26 protein-coding genes are annotated in these 21,754 nt (G+C 61.4%); 20 read left to right on the top strand and 6 right to left on the bottom strand.

Annotated features, from left to right (window positions below):
- Positions 1-23 precede the first annotated feature (23 nt).
- The 10 genes from RS694_RS06340 to accD all read left to right on the top strand — a co-directional run bounded on the left by RS694_RS06340 (position 24) and on the right by accD (position 10,894).
- A complete protein-coding gene (locus RS694_RS06340; RefSeq protein WP_029706840.1) occupies positions 24-152 on the top strand; it encodes an entericidin A/B family lipoprotein in 129 nt (42 codons plus the stop codon).
- A complete protein-coding gene (leuD, locus tag RS694_RS06335; RefSeq protein ID WP_029706841.1) occupies positions 149-799 on the top strand; it encodes a 3-isopropylmalate dehydratase small subunit in 651 nt (216 codons plus the stop codon). The genes RS694_RS06340 and leuD overlap by 4 nt, the downstream gene beginning before the upstream one ends.
- Positions 800-878: 79 nt before the next feature.
- Positions 879-1,949 (top strand): 3-isopropylmalate dehydrogenase, encoded by a 1,071-nt coding sequence (gene leuB, locus RS694_RS06330; protein WP_029706842.1) that lies wholly within the window; start codon positions 879-881, stop codon positions 1,947-1,949.
- A gap of 312 nt (positions 1,950-2,261) precedes the next feature.
- Complete coding sequence (gene asd, locus RS694_RS06325) at positions 2,262-3,392, top strand: aspartate-semialdehyde dehydrogenase (RefSeq protein WP_029706843.1); 1,131 nt, start codon at positions 2,262-2,264, stop codon at positions 3,390-3,392.
- Between the two features lie 318 nt (positions 3,393-3,710).
- Positions 3,711-6,224, top strand: coding sequence for a FimV/HubP family polar landmark protein (locus tag RS694_RS06320; RefSeq protein WP_083664559.1), 2,514 nt, complete (start codon positions 3,711-3,713; stop codon positions 6,222-6,224).
- Positions 6,225-6,269: 45 nt separating this feature from the next.
- Positions 6,270-7,052, top strand: a complete 783-nt coding sequence (gene truA, locus RS694_RS06315; RefSeq protein WP_029706846.1) for a tRNA pseudouridine(38-40) synthase TruA — start codon at positions 6,270-6,272, stop codon at positions 7,050-7,052.
- Positions 7,049-7,747 (top strand): phosphoribosylanthranilate isomerase, encoded by a 699-nt coding sequence (locus tag RS694_RS06310; protein ID WP_029706847.1) that lies wholly within the window; start codon positions 7,049-7,051, stop codon positions 7,745-7,747. Before truA ends, RS694_RS06310 begins: the two co-directional genes overlap by 4 nt.
- 55 nt (positions 7,748-7,802) lie before the next feature.
- A complete protein-coding gene (trpB, locus tag RS694_RS06305) occupies positions 7,803-9,116 on the top strand; it encodes a tryptophan synthase subunit beta (protein WP_029706849.1) in 1,314 nt (437 codons plus the stop codon).
- Positions 9,113-9,982 (top strand): tryptophan synthase subunit alpha, encoded by an 870-nt coding sequence (gene trpA / locus RS694_RS06300; protein WP_051391779.1) that lies wholly within the window; start codon positions 9,113-9,115, stop codon positions 9,980-9,982. The genes trpB and trpA overlap by 4 nt, the downstream gene beginning before the upstream one ends.
- A gap of 39 nt (positions 9,983-10,021) precedes the next feature.
- Positions 10,022-10,894 (top strand): acetyl-CoA carboxylase, carboxyltransferase subunit beta, encoded by an 873-nt coding sequence (gene accD, locus RS694_RS06295; RefSeq protein WP_029706852.1) that lies wholly within the window; start codon positions 10,022-10,024, stop codon positions 10,892-10,894.
- Positions 10,895-10,915: 21 nt separating this feature from the next.
- On the opposite strand, the gene RS694_RS06290 is transcribed toward accD, so the two are convergent.
- The gene (locus RS694_RS06290) at positions 10,916-11,482 is read right to left on the bottom strand and encodes a YggT family protein (RefSeq protein WP_029706853.1); all 567 of its coding nucleotides are present in this window, start codon (positions 11,480-11,482) and stop codon (positions 10,916-10,918) included.
- 118 nt (positions 11,483-11,600) lie between these two features.
- On the opposite strand from RS694_RS06290, the gene lysS reads away from it, so the two are divergent.
- From lysS to RS694_RS06270, 4 genes are read left to right on the top strand one after another with little or no spacing between them, the layout of a single operon-like run.
- The gene (lysS, locus tag RS694_RS06285) at positions 11,601-13,160 is read left to right on the top strand and encodes a lysine--tRNA ligase (RefSeq protein WP_029706855.1); all 1,560 of its coding nucleotides are present in this window, start codon (positions 11,601-11,603) and stop codon (positions 13,158-13,160) included.
- Between the two features lie 9 nt (positions 13,161-13,169).
- Positions 13,170-13,946: a substrate-binding periplasmic protein gene (locus RS694_RS06280; RefSeq protein ID WP_029706856.1), complete on the top strand. Its 777-nt coding sequence runs from the start codon at positions 13,170-13,172 to the stop codon at positions 13,944-13,946.
- Between the two features lie 42 nt (positions 13,947-13,988).
- Positions 13,989-14,528 (top strand): M48 metallopeptidase family protein, encoded by a 540-nt coding sequence (locus RS694_RS06275; protein ID WP_029706857.1) that lies wholly within the window; start codon positions 13,989-13,991, stop codon positions 14,526-14,528.
- Between the two features lie 8 nt (positions 14,529-14,536).
- Positions 14,537-15,097 (top strand): pseudouridine synthase, encoded by a 561-nt coding sequence (locus RS694_RS06270; RefSeq protein WP_081708579.1) that lies wholly within the window; start codon positions 14,537-14,539, stop codon positions 15,095-15,097.
- Positions 15,098-15,100: 3 nt separating this feature from the next.
- On the opposite strand, the gene RS694_RS06265 is transcribed toward RS694_RS06270, so the two are convergent.
- Together RS694_RS06265 and RS694_RS06260 are read right to left on the bottom strand one after the other, a co-directional pair.
- The gene (locus tag RS694_RS06265; protein ID WP_029706859.1) at positions 15,101-15,316 is read right to left on the bottom strand and encodes a DUF3820 family protein; all 216 of its coding nucleotides are present in this window, start codon (positions 15,314-15,316) and stop codon (positions 15,101-15,103) included.
- 89 nt (positions 15,317-15,405) lie between these two features.
- Entirely contained in the window at positions 15,406-15,765 is a 360-nt protein-coding gene (locus tag RS694_RS06260; protein WP_029706860.1) for a translation initiation factor Sui1, read from the bottom strand.
- Positions 15,766-15,891: 126 nt separating this feature from the next.
- On the opposite strand from RS694_RS06260, the gene RS694_RS06255 reads away from it, so the two are divergent.
- Positions 15,892-16,119 (top strand): hypothetical protein, encoded by a 228-nt coding sequence (locus RS694_RS06255; protein WP_029706861.1) that lies wholly within the window; start codon positions 15,892-15,894, stop codon positions 16,117-16,119.
- A 68-nt stretch (positions 16,120-16,187) separates the two neighbouring features.
- On the opposite strand, the gene RS694_RS06250 is transcribed toward RS694_RS06255, so the two are convergent.
- Positions 16,188-16,397: a hypothetical protein gene (locus RS694_RS06250; protein ID WP_029706862.1), complete on the bottom strand. Its 210-nt coding sequence runs from the start codon at positions 16,395-16,397 to the stop codon at positions 16,188-16,190.
- A 91-nt stretch (positions 16,398-16,488) separates the two neighbouring features.
- On the bottom strand, positions 16,489-17,583 hold the full coding sequence (gene nagZ, locus RS694_RS06245) for a beta-N-acetylhexosaminidase (RefSeq protein WP_029706864.1): 1,095 nt from the start codon (positions 17,581-17,583) through the stop codon (positions 16,489-16,491).
- A 260-nt stretch (positions 17,584-17,843) separates the two neighbouring features.
- Here nagZ and RS694_RS06240 point away from each other — a divergent pair, with 260 nt between their 5' ends.
- Genes RS694_RS06240 through RS694_RS06220 form a run of 5 tightly spaced genes read left to right on the top strand, consistent with a single transcriptional unit; the run spans position 17,844 to position 21,308 of the window.
- A complete protein-coding gene (locus RS694_RS06240) occupies positions 17,844-18,863 on the top strand; it encodes a 2-dehydropantoate 2-reductase (RefSeq protein ID WP_029706865.1) in 1,020 nt (339 codons plus the stop codon).
- 50 nt (positions 18,864-18,913) lie between these two features.
- Positions 18,914-19,489 carry a thioredoxin fold domain-containing protein gene (locus RS694_RS06235; RefSeq protein WP_241463939.1) on the top strand — a complete coding sequence of 192 codons (576 nt, stop codon included), beginning with the start codon at positions 18,914-18,916 and terminating at the stop codon, positions 19,487-19,489.
- Between the two features lie 54 nt (positions 19,490-19,543).
- Positions 19,544-20,185, top strand: coding sequence for a glutathione S-transferase family protein (locus tag RS694_RS06230; RefSeq protein ID WP_029706867.1), 642 nt, complete (start codon positions 19,544-19,546; stop codon positions 20,183-20,185).
- Between the two features lie 24 nt (positions 20,186-20,209).
- Positions 20,210-20,488, top strand: a complete 279-nt coding sequence (locus RS694_RS06225; RefSeq protein ID WP_029706868.1) for a DUF427 domain-containing protein — start codon at positions 20,210-20,212, stop codon at positions 20,486-20,488.
- Positions 20,481-21,308, top strand: a complete 828-nt coding sequence (locus RS694_RS06220) for an alpha/beta fold hydrolase (RefSeq protein WP_037246932.1) — start codon at positions 20,481-20,483, stop codon at positions 21,306-21,308. The genes RS694_RS06225 and RS694_RS06220 overlap by 8 nt, the downstream gene beginning before the upstream one ends.
- Here RS694_RS06220 and RS694_RS06215 read toward each other — a convergent pair.
- Positions 21,305-21,745 carry a universal stress protein gene (locus RS694_RS06215; RefSeq protein WP_029706871.1) on the bottom strand — a complete coding sequence of 147 codons (441 nt, stop codon included), beginning with the start codon at positions 21,743-21,745 and terminating at the stop codon, positions 21,305-21,307. The two genes, RS694_RS06220 and RS694_RS06215, sit on opposite strands and share 4 nt — an antisense overlap.
- Positions 21,746-21,754: the final 9 nt, after the last annotated feature.

Raw genomic sequence — 21,754 nt, 5'->3', positions numbered from 1 at the left:
CCTTTGCACTCAAGGAGTACCCCATGAAAACACTCGTTACCCTGATCGCCGCTTCCTTCCTGCTCGTGTTGACCGGCTGCAATACCGTCAAGGGCGTAGGCCAGGACATCCAGAAGGCTGGAGAAAAAATCGAAGGCGCGGCCAAGAAATGAACAAGTTCACCATCCACAAGGGCCTGGTCGCGCCCATGGACCGCGAGAACGTGGACACGGATGCCATCATCCCCAAGCAGTTTCTCAAGTCCATCCGCAAGACCGGCTTTGGCCAGAACCTGTTTGACGAGTGGCGTTATCTGGATGCGGGCTATCCCGGACAGGACCCGGCCAGCCGCAAGCCCAATCCGGACTTTGTGCTGAACCAGCCGCGCTACGCGGGAGCAAGCATCATGCTGGCGCGCAAGAACTTTGGTTGTGGCTCCTCGCGCGAACACGCACCGTGGGCGCTGGACCAATACGGTTTTCGCGCCATCATCGCGCCCAGCTACGCGGACATCTTCTTCAACAACAGCTTCAAGAACGGCATGTTGCCCATCGTGCTGACGGAAGCCCAGGTGGACCAGTTGTTCAGCGAAGCGCTGGCCTTCCCTGGCTACCAGCTCACCATCGACTTGGAGCGCCAAGTGATCATGAAGCCTCAGGGCGAAGAGATTGCCTTTGATGTGCAGGCCTTCCGCAAGTACTGCCTGATCAACGGCTTTGACGACATTGGCTTGACCCTGCGCCATGCAGACAAGATCAAGGCCTTCGAAGCACAACGTTTGGCACAAAAACCGTGGTTAGCCCACACCATGCGTGCGTAAGCAGCTACGAAAATAATAGCAAATCAGGCGGAATTCGGCGTATAACGCCACCCGCCTTCACCAAACTCAAAGTCTGAATATGAAAATCGCAGTGTTGCCGGGTGACGGCATTGGTACCGAAATCGTCGCGGAAGCCGTCAAGGTGCTGAACGCGCTGGCCCTCCCCCTGGAAATGGAAACCGCCTTGGTCGGCGGCGTGGCCTACGACGCGCATGGCCACCCCCTGCCCGAAGCCACCCTGAAACTGGCCAAGGAAGCCGACGCCGTGTTGTTCGGCGCCGTGGGCGACTGGAAATACGACAAGCTGGAGCGACAGTTCCGCCCCGAGCAGGCTATCCTTGGCCTGCGCAAAAACCTGGGCCTGTTCGCCAACTTCCGCCCCGCCATTTGTTACGAGCAACTGGTGGGCGCCTCCAGCCTCAAGCCCGAACTCATCGCCGGCCTGGACATCCTCATCATCCGCGAGCTGACCGGCGACATCTACTTCGGTCAGCCGCGCGGCCGCCGCATCGCCACCGACGGCCACTTCCCCGGTGCCGAAGAAGCGTTCGACACCATGCGCTACAGCCGTCCCGAGATCGAGCGCATTGCCCACGTGGCTTTCCAGGCCGCACGCAAGCGCAGCAAGCGCGTGACCAGCGTGGACAAGAACAACGTGCTGGAAACCTCGCAGCTCTGGAAAGACGTGATGGTCGAAGTGGGCCAGCAGTACCCCGACGTCGAGCTGGACCACATGCTGGTGGACAACGCCGCCATGCAACTGGTCAAGGCGCCCAAGAAGTTTGACGTGCTGGTCACCGGCAATATGTTCGGAGACATCCTGTCGGACGAAGCCTCCATGCTCACCGGCTCCATCGGCATGCTGCCCTCGGCCAGCCTGAACAGCAGCAACCAGGGCCTGTATGAGCCCAGCCACGGTAGCGCGCCCGACATTGCCGGCAAAGGCATTGCCAACCCGCTGGCCACCATCCTGTCCGCTGCCATGATGTTGCGCTTCAGCCTGAACCAGGAAGCCGCCGCGCTGCGCATTGAAGCCGCCGTGAAAAAGGTACTTGAGCAAGGGTTCCGCACGGCCGACATCTACAGCGAAGGCACCACCCGCGCCAGCACCAAGGAGATGGGCGACGCCGTGGTGAAAGCGCTGGCGTAACGACCCTCTGCAGGGCGACACACTGCGTTGTTGCCCTGCCACTGAAAAACCATTTCAGTCCGCGCGGGGCAGAAAATTTTTATTTCGAGCTACAATAAAGCCATGTTTGCCGCCCTCCCTCTCTCCCTGAGCATTGCTTCTGCCGCCCTGGCAAGCAAGGCAGCGCGCGCAACTATCACCAAAACCACGACCATTAAGGGCTGACCCAGCCTGGTTCGTCGTGCGCCCACCCGGCCAGACGAGCCGGGCAAACAAGTCCATAAACACTCGTGTAAGAGCATTGTTTGTTTAACTTTTTGAAAAGGCGTTGATATGAGCAAGTTGGTAGGTTTGGTTGGCTGGCGCGGCATGGTCGGCTCGGTTTTGATGGACCGCATGGTGCAAGAAAAGGATTTCGACCTGATCGAACCCCTGTTCTTCTCCACCAGCAACGCAGGCGGCAAGGCCCCTGCGCAAGCCAAAAACGAAACCACGCTGCAAGACGCATTCAACATCGACGCGCTCAAGCGCTGCGACATCATCATCACCGCCCAAGGCGGTGACTACACCACCGAGGTGTTCCCCAAGCTGCGCGCAGCGGGCTGGAACGGCCACTGGATCGACGCCGCATCCACCCTGCGCATGGAGAAAGACGCGGTCATCATCCTGGACCCCGTCAACATGCCCGTCATCCAGGACGCGCTGGCCAAGGGCGGCAAAAACTGGGTGGGCGGCAACTGCACCGTCAGCTGCATGCTGATGGGCGTGGGCGCGCTTTACAAGGCCGGTCTGGTCGAGTGGATGAGCACCCAGACTTACCAGGCTGCCTCTGGTGGCGGCGCACAACACATGCGCGAACTGCTGACCCAGTACGGCACACTGAACTCGGAAGTCAAAGCCCTGCTGGACGACCCCAAGAGCGCGATTCTGGAAATCGACCGCTTGGTCTCTGCCAAGCAGCGCGCCCTGACCGGTGCCGAGACCGCCAACTTTGGCGTACCGCTGGGCGGCAGCCTGATCCCGTGGATCGACAAGGACCTGGGCAACGGCATGTCCAAGGAAGAGTGGAAGGGTATGGCCGAAACCAACAAGATACTTGGCATGGGCGAAGGTTTCAACTCCGCCGCTATTCCCGTGGACGGCTTCTGCGTGCGTGTGGGCGCCATGCGTTGCCACAGCCAGGCCCTGACCTTCAAGCTCAAGAAGGATGTGCCCGTGGCCGACATCGAAGCCATGATTGCCGCGGACAACCAGTGGGTCAAAGTGGTACCCAACACCCGCGAAGCCACGATCAAGGACCTGACCCCCGTGGCGGTAACCGGCACCATGACCATCCCGGTTGGCCGCATTCGCAAGCTGGCGATGGGACCTGAATACGTGGGCGCCTTCACCATTGGCGACCAATTGCTCTGGGGAGCCGCAGAACCACTGCGTCGCATGCTACGGATTTTGCTAGCAACATAAACCAGCCATTTCAACGACAGACCGCCTGTGAACTTGCGGTCTGTCGTTGTCGATTGGCAACAATTTCACCCTGAGATTTGCCTCGGGGCCGGGGGCTTTCAAAGTTAAAAGGTTTCTTAGCTTGTCAGGCTAAGACATTGATGTTATGGTACTTTTTACGTTTTGAGAGTCGGGTAATTTGGCCGCAAATTGAGAAGTAAATTGCCGCTCACCCGAACACCGGAGGCTACAAAATTGATCGCTAAGTCACATCGTTGGCAAAAGACCGCATTGGCGGCTGCAGCCGTTGCGCTACTCGGCTTGTCTGGAACCGAGGTCATGGCGCTATCGCTCGGCCGCCTCACGGTCCAGTCAGCTTTGGGCGAACCCCTACGCGCCGAAATTGAGGTACCGGACATCAATGCCGAAGAGGCATCTTCCCTGCGCACCAATGTGGCGGCTCCCGAGGCCTTTACCGCTGCGGGCATGGAATACAACCCCGCCATGTCCAATCTGCAGGTGTCCTTGCAGCGTCGTGCCAATGGCACGGCCTACATCCGCCTGAGCAGCAGCCGTCCCATCAACGATCCCTTTGTGGACATGATCCTCGAAGCCAGTTGGGCTTCCGGACGCATCGTGCGTGACTACACCATGTTGTTTGACCCGCCGGTATTGCGCCAGGCCCAGGTCGCACCCACCTTGCCCCAGATTTCTCCCGCACCCAGCGTACCTGCGCCGGTCAGAGCCACCACGGCACCTGTCAGCAGTGACACCCCACGCAGTGCACCCGTTGCCAAAGCCCCGCCAGCCCCCAAAGCTGCGACTCCAGCAGCCGCAGCGCCGGCCAAGCCCCTTACCGCGCTCGGCGCGGAGGGTGACAAACAAGTCCCGGTCAAGAACGGTGACAACGCCAGCAAGATTGCTGCGCGCACCAAGGCCGCCAATGTGTCGCTGGACCAGATGCTGGTGGCGCTCCTGCGCGCCAACCCGGACGCCTTCGTCAACAGTAACCTGAACCGCCTTCGTGCCGGTACCGTGATGAACGTGCCGACCGCGGAACAGGCGCAGTCCGTGCCCGCGGCCGAGGCCAGCCAGATCGTCGTGGCCCAGAGCAAGGATTTCAACGATTTCCGTCGCAATCTGGCGGCCAACGCGCCCAGCGCCGGCGTCCCTGCAGCCGATCGCAAAGCCAGTGGCAGCATCGATGCCAAAGTGGAAGACAAAAAGCCGGCCAGCGCAGCACCTGACAAGCTGACGCTGTCCAAAGGCTCTGTGCAGAGCAAAGCAGCGGACGATGCCAAGATCGCCAAAGAGCGCGCCGAGAAGGACGCCGCTACACGCGCTGCTGAAATCGCCAAGAACATCAGCGACCTGGACAAGATGAAAGCCGCCAGTGCGCCCAAGGCTGCAACAGCCCCGGCCCCTGCTGCGTCTGAAGCCGGAAAACCGGCAGTTCCCACCCCTGCCGTCACGGTAGCCACCACACCTGCACCCGCCCCTGCTGCGTCTGCACCAGCAGCACCCGTTGCACCGGCATCTGCGCCACAAGCCGCTGCCTCGGCACCGGCCAAGCCCAAAGCGGCTCCCGTCGCCGTACCGCCCATGGAAGAGCCTTCGTTGGTGGACGAATTGCTCGGTGATCCGCTGGTACCCGCTGCCGCGGGTGGTTTGCTGGCAATCCTGGCTGGCTTGGCTTTCTACAAAATTCGCCAACGCAAGAAAAACGCCGCGCAAGTCGACAGCTCCTTCCTCGAAAGCCGTCTGCAACCTGACTCGTTCTTCGGCGCCAGCGGTGGACAGCGCGTGGACACGGCCAACGATGGCCCGGCCTCCAATTCGTCCATGGTGTACTCGGCCAGCCAACTGGATGCAGCCGACGATGTGGACCCCGTCGCGGAAGCCGATGTTTACCTCGCTTACGGGCGCGATCTGCAAGCGGAAGAAATCCTCAAGGAAGCCGTACGCACCAACCCGGGCCGACTGGCGATACACACCAAGCTGCTGGAAATATTCGCCAAACGGCGCGATGCCCAGGGCTTTGAAGCGTCCGCCACCCAGGCCTTCAAACTCACTGGCAACGCCAGCCCAGAGTGGGCCCGCATTTGCGAAATGGGCCTAGCCTTTGACCCTGAAAATCCCTTGTACCAACCTGGTGGTGCGCCATCGGCAGGCAGCTCGGCTGGCGCAACCGAAAGCGCAGATGCCTCGGCTTTTGGGACAAGCACCGTGGCGCAATCCGCGCATCCCGACCTGGCAGACAACCGCCCCGGTGTGGATCTGGACCTGGATCTGGACTTCTCCCTGGACGACGAACCCGCCAGCGCAATCAGTGATGTGACCGGTGGCACCGTTGCGGAAGCCAAGCCAGAACAAACGCTCAAAATGGAAGCGCCGGAGCAAGACTCCGCGGCAGGCCTGGACTTCGACATTTCCGGCACCGCCGCACTGACACCCACACCAGAACCCACGCCAGAGTTGCCCAACATCTCCTTGTCGATGGACGGCCTGAGCCTGGGTGGCAACGATGGTGCAGGTCTCAATTTCGACGCGACCAGCCCCATGCAGGTCGAGCCGGTGGCCGCCGCTGAACCCGTAGCCGAAAAAGACACCGGCATGCTGGAATTCGACATGGGTTCCCTGTCGCTGGATCTGGAACCCACGCCCTCCGAGCAGCCTTCCGAATCGCCCACCAGCGTGGGTGAAGACCCCCTGGAAACCAAATTGGCGCTGGCCGAAGAATTCGTCTCCATCGGCGACGAAGACGGTGCCCGAGCCCTCATCGAAGAGGTGGTTGCCGAAGCCACTGGCGAGATGCGGGCCAAAGCCCAACGCGCACTGGCCAATCTGAGCTAAACCTGCTTCGGCGGGTTGGGTCTCCTCACGCATCCAGACAGTACCGTGCGGGTCGCGCTAGGCATCAGTTACAACGGGCGGGCCTACCAGGGCTGGCAAAGCCAGCCCTCGCGCCTGACTGTTCAGGACAAACTCGAAGCGGCACTCAGCAAATTCGCTGCGCAGCGGGTTTCCACGTTGTGTGCGGGGCGCACTGACACCGGGGTGCACGGCATCATGCAGGTGGTGCATTTCGACACTCCGCTTACGCGCGACACCTACGCCTGGGTGCGCGGCACCAACGCCAACCTGCCACGCGACATCGCAGTGCAGTGGGCCGTTTTAACCCCCGACGAATTCCACTGCCGGGCCTGCGCCACTTCGCGGCGCTACGCCTATGTGTTGTATGAGTCAGCCATACGCCCCAGCGTGGACCATGGCCGGGTCGGCTGGACCTTCAACACGCTGGATGGGCAAGCCATGCGCCAGGCCGCCGATATTCTGATCGGTGAACACGACTTCACCTCTTTCCGAGCGTCCGCGTGCCAAGCGCTGACTCCGGTTAAAAACATGCTGGAGATCGCCTTCAGCAAACGCGGCGCCTACTGGCGTATTGAGTTTGAGGCGAACGCGTTCTTGCACCACATGATCCGCAACATCATGGGTTGCTTGGTGCAGATTGGCCAGGGGAAACAGCCGCCCGAGTGGATGGCCGAGGTACTGGCTGCGCGCAACCGCCGCGCGGCAGCACCCACGTTCTCGCCCGACGGTTTGTACTTTCTTGGGCCCCGCTACGACGCCAAGTGGGGCATTCCGGACCGCACCGCTGCGTATGATGGCTTGCCATGACAAACCCTAGAACCCGAATCAAGATCTGCGGCCTGACCCGCGAAGAGGATGTGGATGCGGCGGTGGCGGCCGGTGCGGACGCCATCGGTTTTGTGCTGTACCCCAAGAGCCCGCGGGCGGTCACGCCACAGCGCGCGGCCGAACTGGCCAAACGTCTGCCGCCTTTCATCACGCCAGTGCTGCTGTTTGTCAATGCATCTGATACAGAAGTGATAGCTGTTTGCGCAATGATTGCGGGGGCTACAGCCCAATTTCATGGTGATGAGACGCCGCAGGACTGCCTGAATGCAACCGGCAATGGGGCACGCCCCTACTTGCGTGCGGCGCGTATTCCGCTGGGGGATGACGCGCAGGCGTTTGACCTCGTAAAATACGCGCACGATTATTCGAACGCCCAAGCCATTCTGTTAGACGCCCATGTGGACGGCTACGGAGGCGGCGGCAAAACATTCAATTGGTCACTTCTTCCTCCAAGCGTCAACGCTCACCTCGTCTTGAGTGGTGGACTCACCAGTGCAAACGTGGGCGATGGCATAGCCCAGGTTCGGCCGCGCTGTAAAACGCTTGCCGTGGACGTGAGCTCCGGCGTGGAAGCCGTGGACGCTCAGGGCAAGCCCCTCAAGGGCATCAAAGACCCCGCAAAGATTTTCGAGTTCGTTGCCGCCGTGCGCGCAGCGGACCAGCAATTTCAATAATCTCCGGTACGGACTGCACCCAGTGTCAGCTCCGTCCGGTCACGGATGGAAAACCATGTACGACTACCAACAACCCGACGCCAAGGGCCACTTTGGCAAATACGGCGGCAGTTTTGTCTCTGAGACGCTGACCCACGCGATCAATGAGCTGAAAGACGCTTACGCCAAGTACCAGCACGACCCGGCTTTCATCGCCGAGTTCCAGTCCGAGTTGGCCCACTTTGTCGGCCGCCCTTCCCCGGTTTACCACGCGGCCCGCATGAGCCGGGAAATGTCGGACGGTAAAGGGGGCGGTGCGCAGATCTTCCTCAAGCGTGAAGACCTGAACCACACCGGCGCGCACAAGGTCAATAACACCATCGGCCAGGCCATGCTCGCCAAACGCATGGGCAAGCCGCGCGTGATTGCCGAAACTGGCGCTGGTCAGCACGGCGTAGCCACCGCAACGATCTGCGCCCGTTACGGGCTGGAATGTGTGGTCTACATGGGCAGTGAAGACGTCAAACGCCAGAGCCCAAACGTCTACCGCATGAAACTCCTGGGCGCAACGGTCGTGCCCGTGGAAAGCGGTAGCAAGACCTTGAAGGACGCGCTGAACGAAGCCATGCGTGACTGGGTGGCAAACGTGGACAACACTTTCTACATCATCGGCACGGTAGCAGGCCCGCACCCGTACCCGATGATGGTGCGCGACTTCCAGAGCGTGATCGGCAACGAATGCCTGGTGCAGATGCCCGAGATGCTGGCAGCCGCGGGTTGCAAGACCGAGCAGCCGGATGCCGTCATTGCCTGCGTGGGCGGTGGCTCGAATGCCATGGGCATCTTCTACCCCTATATTCAGCACGAAACCACCCGCCTGATTGGCGTAGAGGCCGCGGGCGAAGGCTTGGAGAGCGGCAAGCACTCCGCCTCCATCCAGAAAGGCAGCCCGGGCGTGCTGCATGGCAACCGCACCTATGTACTGCAGGACGACAACGGCCAGGTCACCGAGACCCATAGCGTGAGCGCGGGCCTGGACTACCCCGGCGTCGGCCCGGAGCACGCTTTCCTGTCTGACATTGGCCGAGCCGAGTACGTGGGCATCACCGACAAGGAAGCGCTGGACGCGTTTCACTACCTGTGCCGCACCGAGGGCATCATCCCCGCGCTGGAATCCAGCCATGCGGTGGCCTACGCCATGAAGCTGGCCAAGACCATGCGCACCGACCAAAGCATTCTGGTGAACCTGTCCGGCCGCGGCGACAAGGACATCGGCACCGTCGCCGATCTGAGCAATGCGGACTTTTATTGCCGACCCAGCTGTAAAGGCCAATCCGTCAAAGGCGGCGAGCAACCGGTGCAGTTGGTAAAGAACGGAGTTGCAGCATGACCATCGTTCTCAAAGGCGTAGGCGCCTTGATTCGCAAACAAGCCCAGTCCCGCATTACCACGACATTCAATACGCTCAAGGCCCAAGGCCGAAAAGCGCTAATTCCGTTTGTCACCGCAGGCTACCCTTTTGCCGATGTCACGCCCGAGCTGATGCACGCCATGGTGGCCGGTGGTGCGGATGTCATCGAGCTGGGCGTGCCCTTCTCGGACCCCAGTGCCGACGGCCCGGTGATCCAGAAGGCAGGCGACAAGGCCTTGGCCTTTGGCATTGGCCTGGTGCAAGTGCTGGCCATGGTGCGCGAGTTCCGAAAGACCAATGCCACGACTCCCGTGGTGCTGATGGGCTACGCCAACCCCGTGGAGCGTTACGACCAGAAGCACGCCAAAGATGGCGTTAGCAGCCCGTTCGTGAAGGACGCCGCCGACGCTGGTGTAGACGGCGTGTTGATCGTGGACTACCCCCCCGAAGAATGCGAAACCTTTGCGGCTGACCTGCGCGCCCATGGCATGGACCTGATTTTTTTGCTGGCCCCAACCAGTACCGACGAACGCATGCAACAGGTGGCGCGTGTGGCCAGTGGCTATGTGTATTACGTGTCGCTCAAGGGCGTGACCGGCTCGGGCGCACTGGACATTGGTGCCGTGGAGGCCATGCTGCCACGCATCCGCCAGCACATCAGCACGCCGGTGGGCGTGGGCTTTGGCATCCGCGATGCGGCGACGGCCAAAACCATCTCCAAAGTGGCCGACGCCGTGGTGATTGGCAGCAAGATCATCCAGTTACTGGAGGACCAGCCACGCGACCAAGTCGGTTTCACAGCGCAAAATTTCCTGCGGGAGATTCGGGACGCTTTGGATTCATAATGCCACCCTGTCCTTTGGACACCGCTTTGGAGAACATGCATGAGCTGGCTTGAGAAACTACTACCCCCGAAAATTCAGCAAACCGACCCTGCGGACCGCCGCAGCGTGCCTGAAGGCCTGTGGATCAAGTGCCCGAGCTGCGAAACGGTGCTCTACAAGACCGATCTGGAACAAAACCAGAACGTCTGCCCCAGTTGCAGCCACCACCACCGCATTGGCGCCCGTGCGCGCCTCAATACGTTTCTGGACAACGAAGGCCGCTTCGAGATCGGTCAGGAAGTCCTGCCCGTGGACGCCCTCAAGTTCAAGGACAGCCGCAAATACCCCGAACGCCTCAAAGAAGCGCTGGAAAACACCGGCGAGACCGATGCACTGATCGTCATGGGCGGCGCCGTGCACGGCATCAGCCTGGTGGCCGCGTGTTTCGAGTTCGAATTCATGGGCGGCTCGATGGGCTCCGTGGTCGGCGAGCGTTTTGTGCGCGGCGTCGAAACTGCGATTGAGCAAAAAGTACCTTTCCTGTGCTTTACCGCCACCGGTGGCGCACGTATGCAGGAAGGTCTGCTTTCCTTGATGCAAATGGCCAAGACCAATGCGTCCTTGACCCGCCTGGCCAAGAAAGGCCTGCCCTACATCAGCGTGCTGACCGACCCCACCATGGGCGGTGTGAGTGCGGGCTTTGCCTTCCTCGGTGATGTGGTGATTGCGGAACCCAAGGCGCTGATCGGTTTTGCCGGCCCGCGTGTGATTGAGTCCACTGTGCGTGTCACGTTGCCCGAAGGCTTCCAACGCTCCGAGTTTTTGCAGACCAAGGGCGCCATTGACTTCATTTGCGATCGCCGTGAATTGCGCCAGAACGTGGCCAATTGCCTGGCCATGCTGCAGCGTCAGCCCGCAGACGCGGTGATCTGACGCGCCCCAAGGCGCCGACTTTTACAGCAGCATCAGGGCGGCGGTCTGGGCGGAGCCCAGCACAATGCCCAGAATCTGCAGCAGTACCAGCAATACCAGCGGCGACAGGTCCACCCCACCCACCAGCGGCAGCACGCGCCGAATGGGTATGAGCACCGGCATGACCAGCCGCTCCATCAGGTCGCTCACAGCCGATTGGGTTTGCACCCAGGACAGCACGGCATAAACGATCACCATGCCGGTAAGCCCGTACAGGCACAGGTACACCAGCCCGAATACCGCATACACCAGCAACGACAGCGCGCCACCGGCAAACCCGTTCATGGCCCACAAGAGCGCAAAACGCACCAATTGGACCAGGAAGGCACCTACCAGGCTGGCCGTGTCCCAGCGCCCCATGGCGGGCAGCACTTTGCGCAGGGGCAGCACCAACCAATCGGTCAGTGCAAAGATGAAGTTGCCCATGGGGTTGCCAGCACGGGCCGACATGGGGATGCGCTGGTACTGCATATACAGGCGCAGCAGGCACATGCCGGCAATCAGGCCAGCGGCCACTTCGAGCAAAAGCGAGGTAATTTGGTACAGCATGGCAACTCTGAAAAGGGTGGGAGGATGATAACGACTGCAGCCCTCTTAGAATTGAGGGCTGCGGCCAAGCCGCTCGCATTCCATTTTTGCATTTCCAGTTTTTCCGAGCCTAACTCCCATGTCTGACCTCCAAGCCACCGCCGCCACTTCTGCTCCCGTTGTGCAGGATGAAAACCAGCTGATCCTGGAGCGCCGCGAAAAACTCAAAACCATCCGCCAGCAACAGGTCGACGGCAAAGGCGTGGCCTTCCCCAACGACTACAAACCCAGCCACAAGGCCGCAGCGCTGTTTGCCGACTTCGAAGCCAAAACCACCGAAGAACTGGCCGCGCTGAATGTGCAGGTCAAGGTGGCCGGCCGCATGATGCTCAAGCGCGTGATGGGCAAGGCCAGCTTCTGCACACTGCAGGATTCATCACTGGGTGCCACCGGTGGCCGCATCCAGATTTACGTCAAAGGCGAAGACGTGGGCGAAGAGCTGTACGCCGCGTTCAAACATTGGGACCTGGGCGACATCGTGGCTGCCGAAGGCACGGTGTTCAAGACCCGCACTGGCGAGCTCTCCATCCACGCCACCAGCGTGCGCCTGTTGACCAAGAGCCTGCGCCCCATGCCCGACAAGTTCCACGGCATGGCCGACCAGGAAACCAAGTACCGCCAGCGTTATGTCGACCTGATGACCGACGTCGAAGCGCGCAAGCGTTTCATGGCCCGCAGCAAGGCCGTGAGCGCCCTGCGCGAGTTCATGGTGGGCCACGACTTCCTGGAAGTCGAAACACCGATGCTGCACCCGATCCCCGGTGGTGCGAATGCCAAGCCCTTCAAGACGCACCACAACGCGCTGGACCAGGAAATGTTCCTGCGCATTGCGCCCGAGCTGTATCTCAAGCGCCTGATCGTCGGCGGGTTCGATCGCGTGTTCGAAATCAACCGCAGCTACCGCAACGAAGGTATCTCGGTGCGCCACAACCCCGAGTTCACGATGATGGAGTTCTATGCAGCGTACTGGAACTACCAGGACCTGATGGACTACACCGAGTCGTTGATTCGCGACGCGGCCATGAAGGCCACCGGATCGCTGCAGCTGACCTACGCCGACAAACCGGTGGACCTGGAACAACCGTTTGAGCGCCTGACCATCGTCGAAGCCATCCGCAAATACACCGAAGCCGGTGACAACGTCGAGAACGCCGAGTGGCTGACCAACGCGCTGAAGAAGCTGGGCCTGAACGAAGCCAAGAACAAGCTTGCCGGCCGCACGCTGGCCAGCCTGCAGGTGCTGTACTTTGAAGAGACCGTGGAAGAGAAGCTGTGGAATCCCACCTTCATCATGGAGCACCCCACCGAGATCTCGCCACTGGCCCGCGCCAATGACGACCGCCCCGAAGTGACCGAGCGCTTTGAGCTCTACATCACCGGCCGCGAATTCGGCAACGGCTTCTCTGAGTTGAACGACGCCGAAGACCAAGCTGCGCGTTTCCAGGCACAGGTCAACGCCAAGGACAGCGGTGACGACGAGGCCATGCACTTCGACCACGACTTTGTGCGCGCCCTGGAATACGGCATGCCTCCCACCGGCGGTTGCGGCATTGGTATCGACCGGCTGATGATGCTGTTGACCGACAGCGCGAGCATCCGTGACGTGATCCTGTTCCCCGCATTGCGCCGGGAGGTCTAAGGAGTCGCCGTGCGCACGCCCTGGTTTCGTTCACTGGCGTTCGCAGCGGTGCTGGCGGCCGCAGGCACTACGGGCTTGCATGCCGAAACGCTGGTGGTGTATGGCGATGACAACTACCTTCCGGTGATCCACCACGATGCCGCGGGCAAACCTGCGGGCGTGCTGGTCGATATCCTGCGCAAGGTCAGCGCCCGCAGCGGCGACACCTACGAGATCCAGCTGTTCCCCTGGAAACGAGCCTACGAGTTGGCCCGCCGGGGCGGTGGGGCCGTGGTCGGTGTGTCCCTTACGGCGGAGCGCAGCGAGATCTTTGATTTTTCCGACCCGATGTACAACGACGATATCCAGATCGTGGTGCGCAGGGGGCATGCATTCAACTTTGCGCAGCTCGGCGATCTGCGGGGCAAAACGCTGGGTGGTGTGATTGGCGCCAGTTACGGTGACCTGGTGGACAACGCGATCCAGGACGGCCTGTTCAAGGTCGACCGGGACATTGGCCAAGCCGGGCGATTGCGCAAGCTGCTGGCAGGGCGCATCGACGGCGCGATCATCGGCAACGGTCTGGCGGGCTACGAAGCCATACTGCGCAGCGAACCGGATCTATGGACACAACGCAGCCAACTGGTGACCCTGAAGACGCCGCTGGCGCGCGATCCCCTGTACCTCGCAGTGGCCAAGAGCATGGGCCAGAAAGACGTGATCGAACGCTTCAACAAGGCCCTGCGCGAGCTGCACAAGAGTGGCAGGATACCGCGGCTGACCCAGGGCGCAGCTGCAAAAAAGTAGCCAAATCTGGCTCTAGCCCGCACCCAACATGCGCATGCAGCTATGAAATCGATAGTAAATATTCCCTTCCCCTACCTTCAGGGTTACCCCGAAGCAACGCTTGCACAGGTCCAACAACTGATGGACGGCAAGGGCCTGGGCCCCTGGTTGTTGGGCAAGTACCCGCAGCCCCATGGCGTGCGTACCGACCGGGCGCTGTATGGCTATGTGCAAGACCTCAAGCAGGACTACCTGCGCAGTACCGAGCCTTTAGCCAAGGTGGCGTTTGACAGCAAGCTGCACGTGGTGAAGAACGCACTGGGCACTCACACCACCATCTCGCGCGTGCAGGGCAACAAGCTCAAGAGCAAACGCGAGATCCGCGTGGCTAGCCTGTTCAAGGACACGCCCGAGCCTTTCCTCAAAATGATCGTGGTGCACGAGCTGGCCCACCTGCGCGAGCGCGACCACGACAAGGCTTTCTACCAACTCTGCGCCCACATGGAGCCCAGCTACCACCAACTGGAGTTTGAGGTGCGCATCTACCTGACACACCTGGAGACCACAGGCGAGCGGCTCTGGACCGCTGCCGCCGCAGACTGAGCCCAGCCATGGCTTCACCGACCGTTTCCCGCCTGATCTGTTTCAACAAACCGTATGGCGTGTTGAGCCAGTTCACGCCTGAGGGGCGCTGGCGCGGGCTCAAGGATTTCATCGATATTCCAGGTGTGTACGTGGCTGGCCGGCTGGACGCCGACAGCGAAGGCCTGCTGCTGCTCACCAACGACGGCAAGTTGCAGGCCCGCATCAGCGACCCGCGCCACAAGATGGAAAAGACCTACTGGGTACAGGTGGAAGGTGAACCCGATGAGGCAGCGTTGCAGACGCTACGCGACGGTGTGCAGCTCAACGACGGCCCCACATTGCCTGCCCGCGCACAGTTGATTGCAGCGCCTGCAGCACTCTGGGAGCGCGACCCACCCGTGCGCTTTCGCCAGTCCATTCCCACCCGTTGGCTGGAGTTGGTCATCCGTGAGGGCCGCAATCGCCAGGTCCGCCGCATGACCGCGGCGGTGGGCTACCCCACCCTGCGGCTGATTCGCGCTGCCATTGGGCCTTATGCGCTGGACGGATTGGCGCCAGGCACGTTGCGCGATGTCCCGCTGCTGTAGAAATTAACGTGGATTACGCAGCGGCTTGAGCAGATCACTGAGGCCGTTGTGGTCGATCTCGTGCATGAGCTGCAGCAGGCGACCAATCTCGCCCTTGGGAAACCCCGCGCGGGCAAACCAGTTGAGGTAGTTGCCCGGCAGGTCCGCGATAAGGCAACCCTGGTGTTTACCAAAAGGCATGGTGCGCGTCACCAGCAATTGCAGGTCTTCAGGCTGCATCGTTCAATGCCCCCACGCTTGCCATTGCATGTGCTGCGCTGCCCCCCGAGGGGGCGCAGTTTTGTTTGGGGCGGCCCGGCGCAAAACCATCACCCTCCCGCCCGCTTGACCGTAAAGCCTTTGCCCTTGAGCGCCTCGATGACGCGTTCGCAATGGTCCCCTTGCACTTCAATCACGCCGTCTTTCACGGTGCCGCCCGTGCCGCACAGGGTCTTGAGCTGTTTGCCCAGCGCCACCAGCGCCTCGGCATCCAGCAGCAGGCCTTTGACCAGCGTGACGCCTTTGCCACCACGTCCCTTGGTCTCGCGGCTGACGCGCACGATGCCATCCCCCACAGGGGCTGTGGCGGCTTTGCAAATGCAGTCGGCAATGGGCTGGCGGCAAGTCGGGCACATGCGGCCACTGTCGGTGGAATAGACGAGGCCACCGGTAGAAGAGCGGGATTTCATGGATTAAAAGAGCTGCGATAAACCAAAGGACGATACCCGAATTTGAATAAGGGCTGGCAATGCACCGCACAGCGCGGTGGTGTGCAAAAATGGCTCCCCGCATCCACTGTATTCAGGAATCTCACCATGTCCCGTCAAAGCGTTTGGGCCACCAAAGTCGCCGCCCTGGTTCAAGGGGGCAACGCCCAGGCCGCGCTGGCGCAAATCCGGGTCGCTCCCACGGTCAAGGATGTGCAGCAACTGCGCGTGCTGCTGACCAACGCCAAGCTGCTGGAGCGCCACCGTGCGGTGGACGAAGCCACCAGCGACCAGATCGTCGCCCTGTCCGCACCGCGCCTGCACCGCTCGCCCTGAGTATGGACGTTAGCGCCCAAAGAAAAAGGCCTCTGACGAGGCCTTTTTCTTTGGGCGCACGAAGCGCTTCAGACCTTGGCGGCCTTTTTGTGGTGCTTGGACTTGTGCGCCTTTTTGGCGGCTGTCTTGTGGATGTGCTTTTTGTGCACCGCTTTTTTGGCGGGTTTGGCACTGCCTTGGGGAGCGGCAGCAACTGCCGACGCCGTTTGTGCCTGTGCCACCGACAGGCTGGAGACGGCAACCATAACGAGAGCAGCGATCAGGGACTTGAATTGCATGGGGGTGACTCCTTCAGTTGTCAGAATTATCAGCGTATTGCCGCCGCCATCCTAGCACGCACAACATGCGGATCAACGGCTGAAACCGGCTTTAAAGCACCCAGTCCAGCGCGTGCATGTAATCAGGCTGAACCATCAGGGTGTCCCAATCGGGAGCGGGCGTGCGCGGCAGCAATGCCAGGCGACGCTCCTCACTGGCTTCCAGCGGATTCCAATGGCCCTTGAGCTGGGCTTCGGTCAGACCGGCGATGAGTTCGTCTACCGGTTCGCCCTTGCCCAGCGACTGGTTACACAGCAGCACCATGTCGCAACCGGCATTGAGCGCAGCCACGGCGGCTTCGGTGTAGCTGACCTCTTTGCCGTCGATCAGGCGTGCACCGGCCATGGACAGGTCGTCGCTGAAAATCGCGCCACCAAAACCCATCTGGCCGCGCAGGATGTCGTTGAGCCATATGCTGGAGAAACCGGCCGGGCGGGCGTCTACCTTGGGGTAAATCACATGGGCCGGCATGACGCTGCTGGTCACGGTGTTGAGCCAGCGGTACGGGGCCGCGTCGTCGGCCAGGATGGCTTTCAGGCTGCGTTTGTCGACGGGGATGTCGGTGTGCGAATCGGCCTTCACGAAACCATGGCCAGGGAAGTGTTTGCCGCAGTTGGCCATGCCACTTTGCAGCAGGCCGTGCATCAGGCTCTTGGCCAGCAGGCTCACCACACGCGGATCGCGCGCGAAAGCGCGGTTGCCGATGACGCCACTCTCGCCAAAATCCAGGTCCAGCACCGGGGTGAAGCTGAAGTCCACGCCGCAGGCACGCAGTTCGGCACCCAGCACAAAGCCGCAAGCGGTCGCGGCATTGGTAGCGTCCAACGGGCCGGCCTTTTTGCCCGCTTTGGAGGACGACGTTGTTGGGGCCATCCACATCTCGCCCAGCGCACCCATGGGCGGCAGGTGGGTGAAGCCATCCGTCTTGAAACGCTGCACACGCCCGCCTTCGTGGTCCACACAGATCAGCAGGTCGGTGCGCACCTTCTTGATCTCGCGGCACAGCGCAGTGAGCTGGGCCCGGTCCTGCCAGTTGCGCGCGAACAGGATCAGCCCGCCCACCAGCGGATGCTTGAGGCGTTCACGGTCCACCTTGGTAAGCGAAAGACCGGCGATATCAATGATCAGGGGTGCGTGCAGAGGCATGGTGCGATAGATGGGTGTAATCGGAATCGGTGATTGCTACCAATTCAGTAGCTGCTTGCGCATATTTTACGGGGGCCAGGGGCAGATTTTGCAGACCTTTTTACGATCTATACGGAGTCCCGCAAGTGTCTTTTCGGGATGGACTGCGAGGCGCAAAATGGTGCAGGGCGTGAGCCCATGTCGCAAGGTCTTGGCGTACAACGCATCCCGATTGCGGCCCAACGTGACTCCGTATAAATCGTAAACAGGCTATTAAAACTATGCATTTCATCATTGTCGGCGCGGGTTCCATTGGTTGTTACGTCGGCGGCCGGCTGGCTGCCGCAGGCCAGCGCGTGGCCTTTGTGGGCCGCCCACGCACCATGGCGCCGCTGGCACAGGGCGGCCTGACGGTGTCGGACCTGGAGGGTTTCAAGGCCCACCTGGAGACCAGTCAATTGGTACTGGCCGACAGCGTAGCCCTGGCCTGGTCCAAGCTGCAAGACAGCAAGGAACCTACGGTCGTTTTGCTGTGCGTCAAGGGCGGTGCCACGGAAGCTGCCGCACGCGAAATCGGTGCGGCCTGCCCATCGGATACCGTGGTGGTGTCGCTGCAAAACGGCGTGGAGAACGTGGCACGCATCACCAACGCAGCACCCCACTTGCAGGCGGTGGCGGGCATGGCGCCCTACAACGTGGTGGCACTGCAACCCAACCAGGTGCACCGCGGTACGGTGGGCAGCCTGTGCCTGGCCGACAGCCCGGTCACGCGGGACATGGCTGCCGTCCTGACCGCATCGGGATTGCCCACCGTGCTGGCACCCGACATGCGGGCCGTGCAATGGGGCAAACTGCTACTGAACCTGAACAACCCGGTCAACGCGTTGTCAGACCTGCCACTGCGCGAAGAACTGACGGACCGCGACTACCGCCATGTGCTGGCCGCGCTGCAGACCGAAGCGCTGGCCGTAATGGCGCGTGCGGACATCCAGCCGGCCAAGGCGTCCGCCGTGGCCCCCAGCATGCTGCCCCATGTGCTGCGCCTGCCCAATTGGTTGTTCACGCGCGTGGCCGCGCGCATGCTGCGCATGGATGCGCAAGCGCGCTCCTCCATGTGGGAAGACATGCAGCAAGGCCGCACCACCGAAATCGAAGACCTGTGCGGCGCCGTGGTCCGACTGGCCGCCCAGCACCACACCACCGCACCGCTGAGTGCCGCCATGTGCCAAATGGTGGCAGCACACCAAAAAGGCCAGCGCATCACCGGACAAGCCCTGCGCCAGACGCTGGGCATTGCCTAACGGCGAAAATCAGCCATCCCCCTTATCCAATGACAACAAGGACAACTTCCGTGAACCTCAAAACCCTGGGCCTCACCCTGGCCACCGCCTTCACCCTGGTACTGGGCGCATGCTCCCCCAAAGACGAAGCGCCCGCCGCCTCCACCAGCACACCCGCGCAGTCCTACGCAACCGTCGCCAAAGAGGGCAAAGGTTTTACCGTGGGCGCCATGATGAGCGCCAATACCGTCTATGTGATGTTTGACCCGCAGTGCCCGCATTGCGGCCACCTGTGGCAAGCCTCGGTGCCATTGCAGAGCAAAGTGAAGTTTGTCTGGGTGCCTGTGTCCTTCATCAATGCCAAAAGCGCGCCCCAGGGTGCGGCGCTGCTGATGGCCAGCAACCCGGCTGAAGCCATGACCGCGCATGAAACTTCCATCCTGGCCGGCCAGGGCGGCATGTCGGCCTCGGCCAGCGTGCCCTCCGAAATCGAAGACGCCATCAAGAAGAACACCACGCTGTTCAACAGCATGCGTGTGGAGTCGGTGCCCTACGTGCTGGCCAAAAACCAGAACACCGGCCAGGTGGTGGCCAATGCCGGCGCCATGGACACGGCAGGTCTGGCGGCCTTTCTGGGCCTGAATTGACCCTACCCTGACGCCCGCTTAGACTGCCTGCATAACAACGAGGAGACAAGGCAGATGATCACACTGTGCGGCTTTGCCGTATCCAACTACTACAACGTGGCCAAGATGGCCTTGCTGGAAAAAGGTTTGCCCTATGCCGAAGAGCATGTGGGCACCGGCAGCAAGGAAGAAGCCGTACTGGCCAGCTCGCCACTGGGCAAGATTCCTTTCATCCGCACACCACAGGGCAGCTTGTGCGAAAGCCACGCGATTCTGGAATACCTGGAAGCCGCCCACCCCAGTCCCGCGCTGGTGCCGGCCGATGCCTTTGCCGCAGCCAAAGTGCGCGAGATGATTCTCTTCATCGACCTGCACCTGGAGCTGGTGGCGCGCGAGCTGTACGCCCAATCGTTCTTTGGCGGTACCGTCAGTGAGTCCACCCAGGCTCGCGTGCGCAAACAGCTGGAAAAGAACATTGCCGCGTTCAAGCGCCTCGTGCAGTTTGCGCCCTATGTGGTCGGCGGCAGCTTCACCATGGCCGACTGCGTGGCTTACAACAACCTGCCGCTGGTAGGGATGGCCAGCAAGGCCGTCTACGGCGAAGACATGCTGCTCGCTGCGGGCGTGGACTACAAGCCTTACATCAAGTTCATCGGCGAGCGCCCCTCGGCCCAAAAGGTGGCTGCCGAGCGCAAAGCCGCCACCGCGAAAATCTGAAAACTCCACTCCGAAAGCAAGCCCATGAAAGCAACCTGGAACGGCACCGTGATTGCCGAAAGCGACGACACCGTGTTGGTGGAAGGCAACCACTACTTCCCCGAAAGCGCGCTCAAGCGCGAGTACGTGATGTTCAGCAACCACAAGACCAGTTGCGCCTGGAAAGGCCAGGCCAGCTACTACACGCTCAACGTCAATGGTGACATCAACACCGACGCCGTCTGGTACTACGCCGATCCCAAGCCCGAAGCCGAAATGGTGCGCGGGCGTGTGGCGTTCTGGAAAGGCGTGACGGTTGCCTAGTTTGCAGGTCGGGGCCAGCGAGGTCTGGGTAGAGGGCAACAGCGGCCCAGTCATCTTGATGCTGCACGGCTGGCCCGACACCCACCGTCTGTGGGACGGCACGGTAGAAGCACTCCAGAACCACTATCGCTGTGTGCGGTTTACGCTGCCAGGCTTCACCACCGATGCCAACGGAACGGCGCAGGCCATTGCGCTGGATGCGATGGTGGCGCACATCGCTGCCATCGCAGATGCGGTAAGCCCCCATCAACCGGTCACCCTGCTGCTGCACGACTGGGGTTGCATCTTTGGCTACGAATTTGCGGCACGCCACCCGGACCGCGTGGCACGTGTCGTCGGCGTGGATATTGGTGACCACAACAGCAACGCCTACCTGCGCTCCCTCAACACCTCCGCCAAGCTGCAAATTGTTTTCTACCAGGTGTGGCTGGCGCTGGCGTGGCAAGTGGGCCGTTGGCTCAGCGATGGCTTTGCAACACGCATGACACGCTGGATGGCGCGCGCCATGCGCTGCCCCACACCGGCAGACGCCATCCATTGGTCCATGAACTTTCCATACGCCATGGCTTGGATGGGCGTGGCCGGCGGACTGCGCCACACCGCGCCGGTGGATCTGCAATGCCCTACCCTGTACCTGTACGGCGAGCACAAACCCTTCATGTTCCATTCACCGCAATGGCTGACGCAACTGAATACACATCCGCCCTCAACGACACGCGGTTTTGCCACCGGGCACTGGGTCATGCTGAACCAGCCTGCGGCCTTCAACACCTGTGTCAAAGACTGGCTGGCAGCGAGCGCATCAACGCAACAGACTTAGCGCGCGACCAGTACCGGCACGCTGGACTCGGCCACCACCTTGTTGGCCACACTGCCCAGCATCAGCCGTGCAATGCCTGAACGCCCGTGGGAGCCCAGCACGATGAGGTCAGCCCCATCGGTACGGGCGGTCTCCACGATACCGCGGGCTGCGGCCACTTCTTCGACCAGCTTGACCTGCAGCGGCACGATGGCGCCGCCTTGTTGGCACAAAGCCTCCACCTGTGCATGCGCCTGGCTTGCGAGTTGCTGGCCTGCGGCCTGGTAGGCCTCAAAGCCCATAGGATTGACCTCACCAATACCGAGATAGGGGTAAGGGTCGGCCACGTACAGGGCCGTGAGGCGGGCGCCATGGGTACGTGCCAGCCCGACTGCCAGGGTGGCCGCGTGGGCAGACGCTGCGGAGCCATCTGTGGCCAGCAAAATGTGTTGGAACATGGAATCCTC

It is taken from the genome of Rhodoferax saidenbachensis (assembly GCF_001955715.1).
Lineage (GTDB): Bacteria > Pseudomonadota > Gammaproteobacteria > Burkholderiales > Burkholderiaceae_C > Allorhodoferax > Allorhodoferax saidenbachensis.
This window is presented reverse-complemented; position numbering and strand designations above follow the sequence as displayed.

Coding starts and splice junctions, on each gene's coding strand:
- RS694_RS06340 (WP_029706840.1), top strand. CDS start 24: ATGAAAACACTCGTTACCCTGATCGCCGCTTCCTTCCTGCTCGTGTTG.
- leuD (WP_029706841.1), top strand. CDS start 149: ATGAACAAGTTCACCATCCACAAGGGCCTGGTCGCGCCCATGGACCGC.
- leuB (WP_029706842.1), top strand. CDS start 879: ATGAAAATCGCAGTGTTGCCGGGTGACGGCATTGGTACCGAAATCGTC.
- asd (WP_029706843.1), top strand. CDS start 2,262: ATGAGCAAGTTGGTAGGTTTGGTTGGCTGGCGCGGCATGGTCGGCTCG.
- RS694_RS06320 (WP_083664559.1), top strand. CDS start 3,711: ATGGCGCTATCGCTCGGCCGCCTCACGGTCCAGTCAGCTTTGGGCGAA.
- RS694_RS06310 (WP_029706847.1), top strand. CDS start 7,049: ATGACAAACCCTAGAACCCGAATCAAGATCTGCGGCCTGACCCGCGAA.
- trpB (WP_029706849.1), top strand. CDS start 7,803: ATGTACGACTACCAACAACCCGACGCCAAGGGCCACTTTGGCAAATAC.
- trpA (WP_051391779.1), top strand. CDS start 9,113: ATGACCATCGTTCTCAAAGGCGTAGGCGCCTTGATTCGCAAACAAGCC.
- accD (WP_029706852.1), top strand. CDS start 10,022: ATGAGCTGGCTTGAGAAACTACTACCCCCGAAAATTCAGCAAACCGAC.
- RS694_RS06290 (WP_029706853.1), bottom strand. CDS start 11,482: ATGCTGTACCAAATTACCTCGCTTTTGCTCGAAGTGGCCGCTGGCCTG.
- lysS (WP_029706855.1), top strand. CDS start 11,601: ATGTCTGACCTCCAAGCCACCGCCGCCACTTCTGCTCCCGTTGTGCAG.
- RS694_RS06275 (WP_029706857.1), top strand. CDS start 13,989: ATGAAATCGATAGTAAATATTCCCTTCCCCTACCTTCAGGGTTACCCC.
- RS694_RS06270 (WP_081708579.1), top strand. CDS start 14,537: ATGGCTTCACCGACCGTTTCCCGCCTGATCTGTTTCAACAAACCGTAT.
- RS694_RS06265 (WP_029706859.1), bottom strand. CDS start 15,316: ATGCAGCCTGAAGACCTGCAATTGCTGGTGACGCGCACCATGCCTTTT.
- RS694_RS06260 (WP_029706860.1), bottom strand. CDS start 15,765: ATGAAATCCCGCTCTTCTACCGGTGGCCTCGTCTATTCCACCGACAGT.
- RS694_RS06255 (WP_029706861.1), top strand. CDS start 15,892: ATGTCCCGTCAAAGCGTTTGGGCCACCAAAGTCGCCGCCCTGGTTCAA.
- RS694_RS06250 (WP_029706862.1), bottom strand. CDS start 16,397: ATGCAATTCAAGTCCCTGATCGCTGCTCTCGTTATGGTTGCCGTCTCC.
- nagZ (WP_029706864.1), bottom strand. CDS start 17,583: ATGCCTCTGCACGCACCCCTGATCATTGATATCGCCGGTCTTTCGCTT.
- RS694_RS06240 (WP_029706865.1), top strand. CDS start 17,844: ATGCATTTCATCATTGTCGGCGCGGGTTCCATTGGTTGTTACGTCGGC.
- RS694_RS06230 (WP_029706867.1), top strand. CDS start 19,544: ATGATCACACTGTGCGGCTTTGCCGTATCCAACTACTACAACGTGGCC.
- RS694_RS06225 (WP_029706868.1), top strand. CDS start 20,210: ATGAAAGCAACCTGGAACGGCACCGTGATTGCCGAAAGCGACGACACC.
- RS694_RS06215 (WP_029706871.1), bottom strand. CDS start 21,745: ATGTTCCAACACATTTTGCTGGCCACAGATGGCTCCGCAGCGTCTGCC.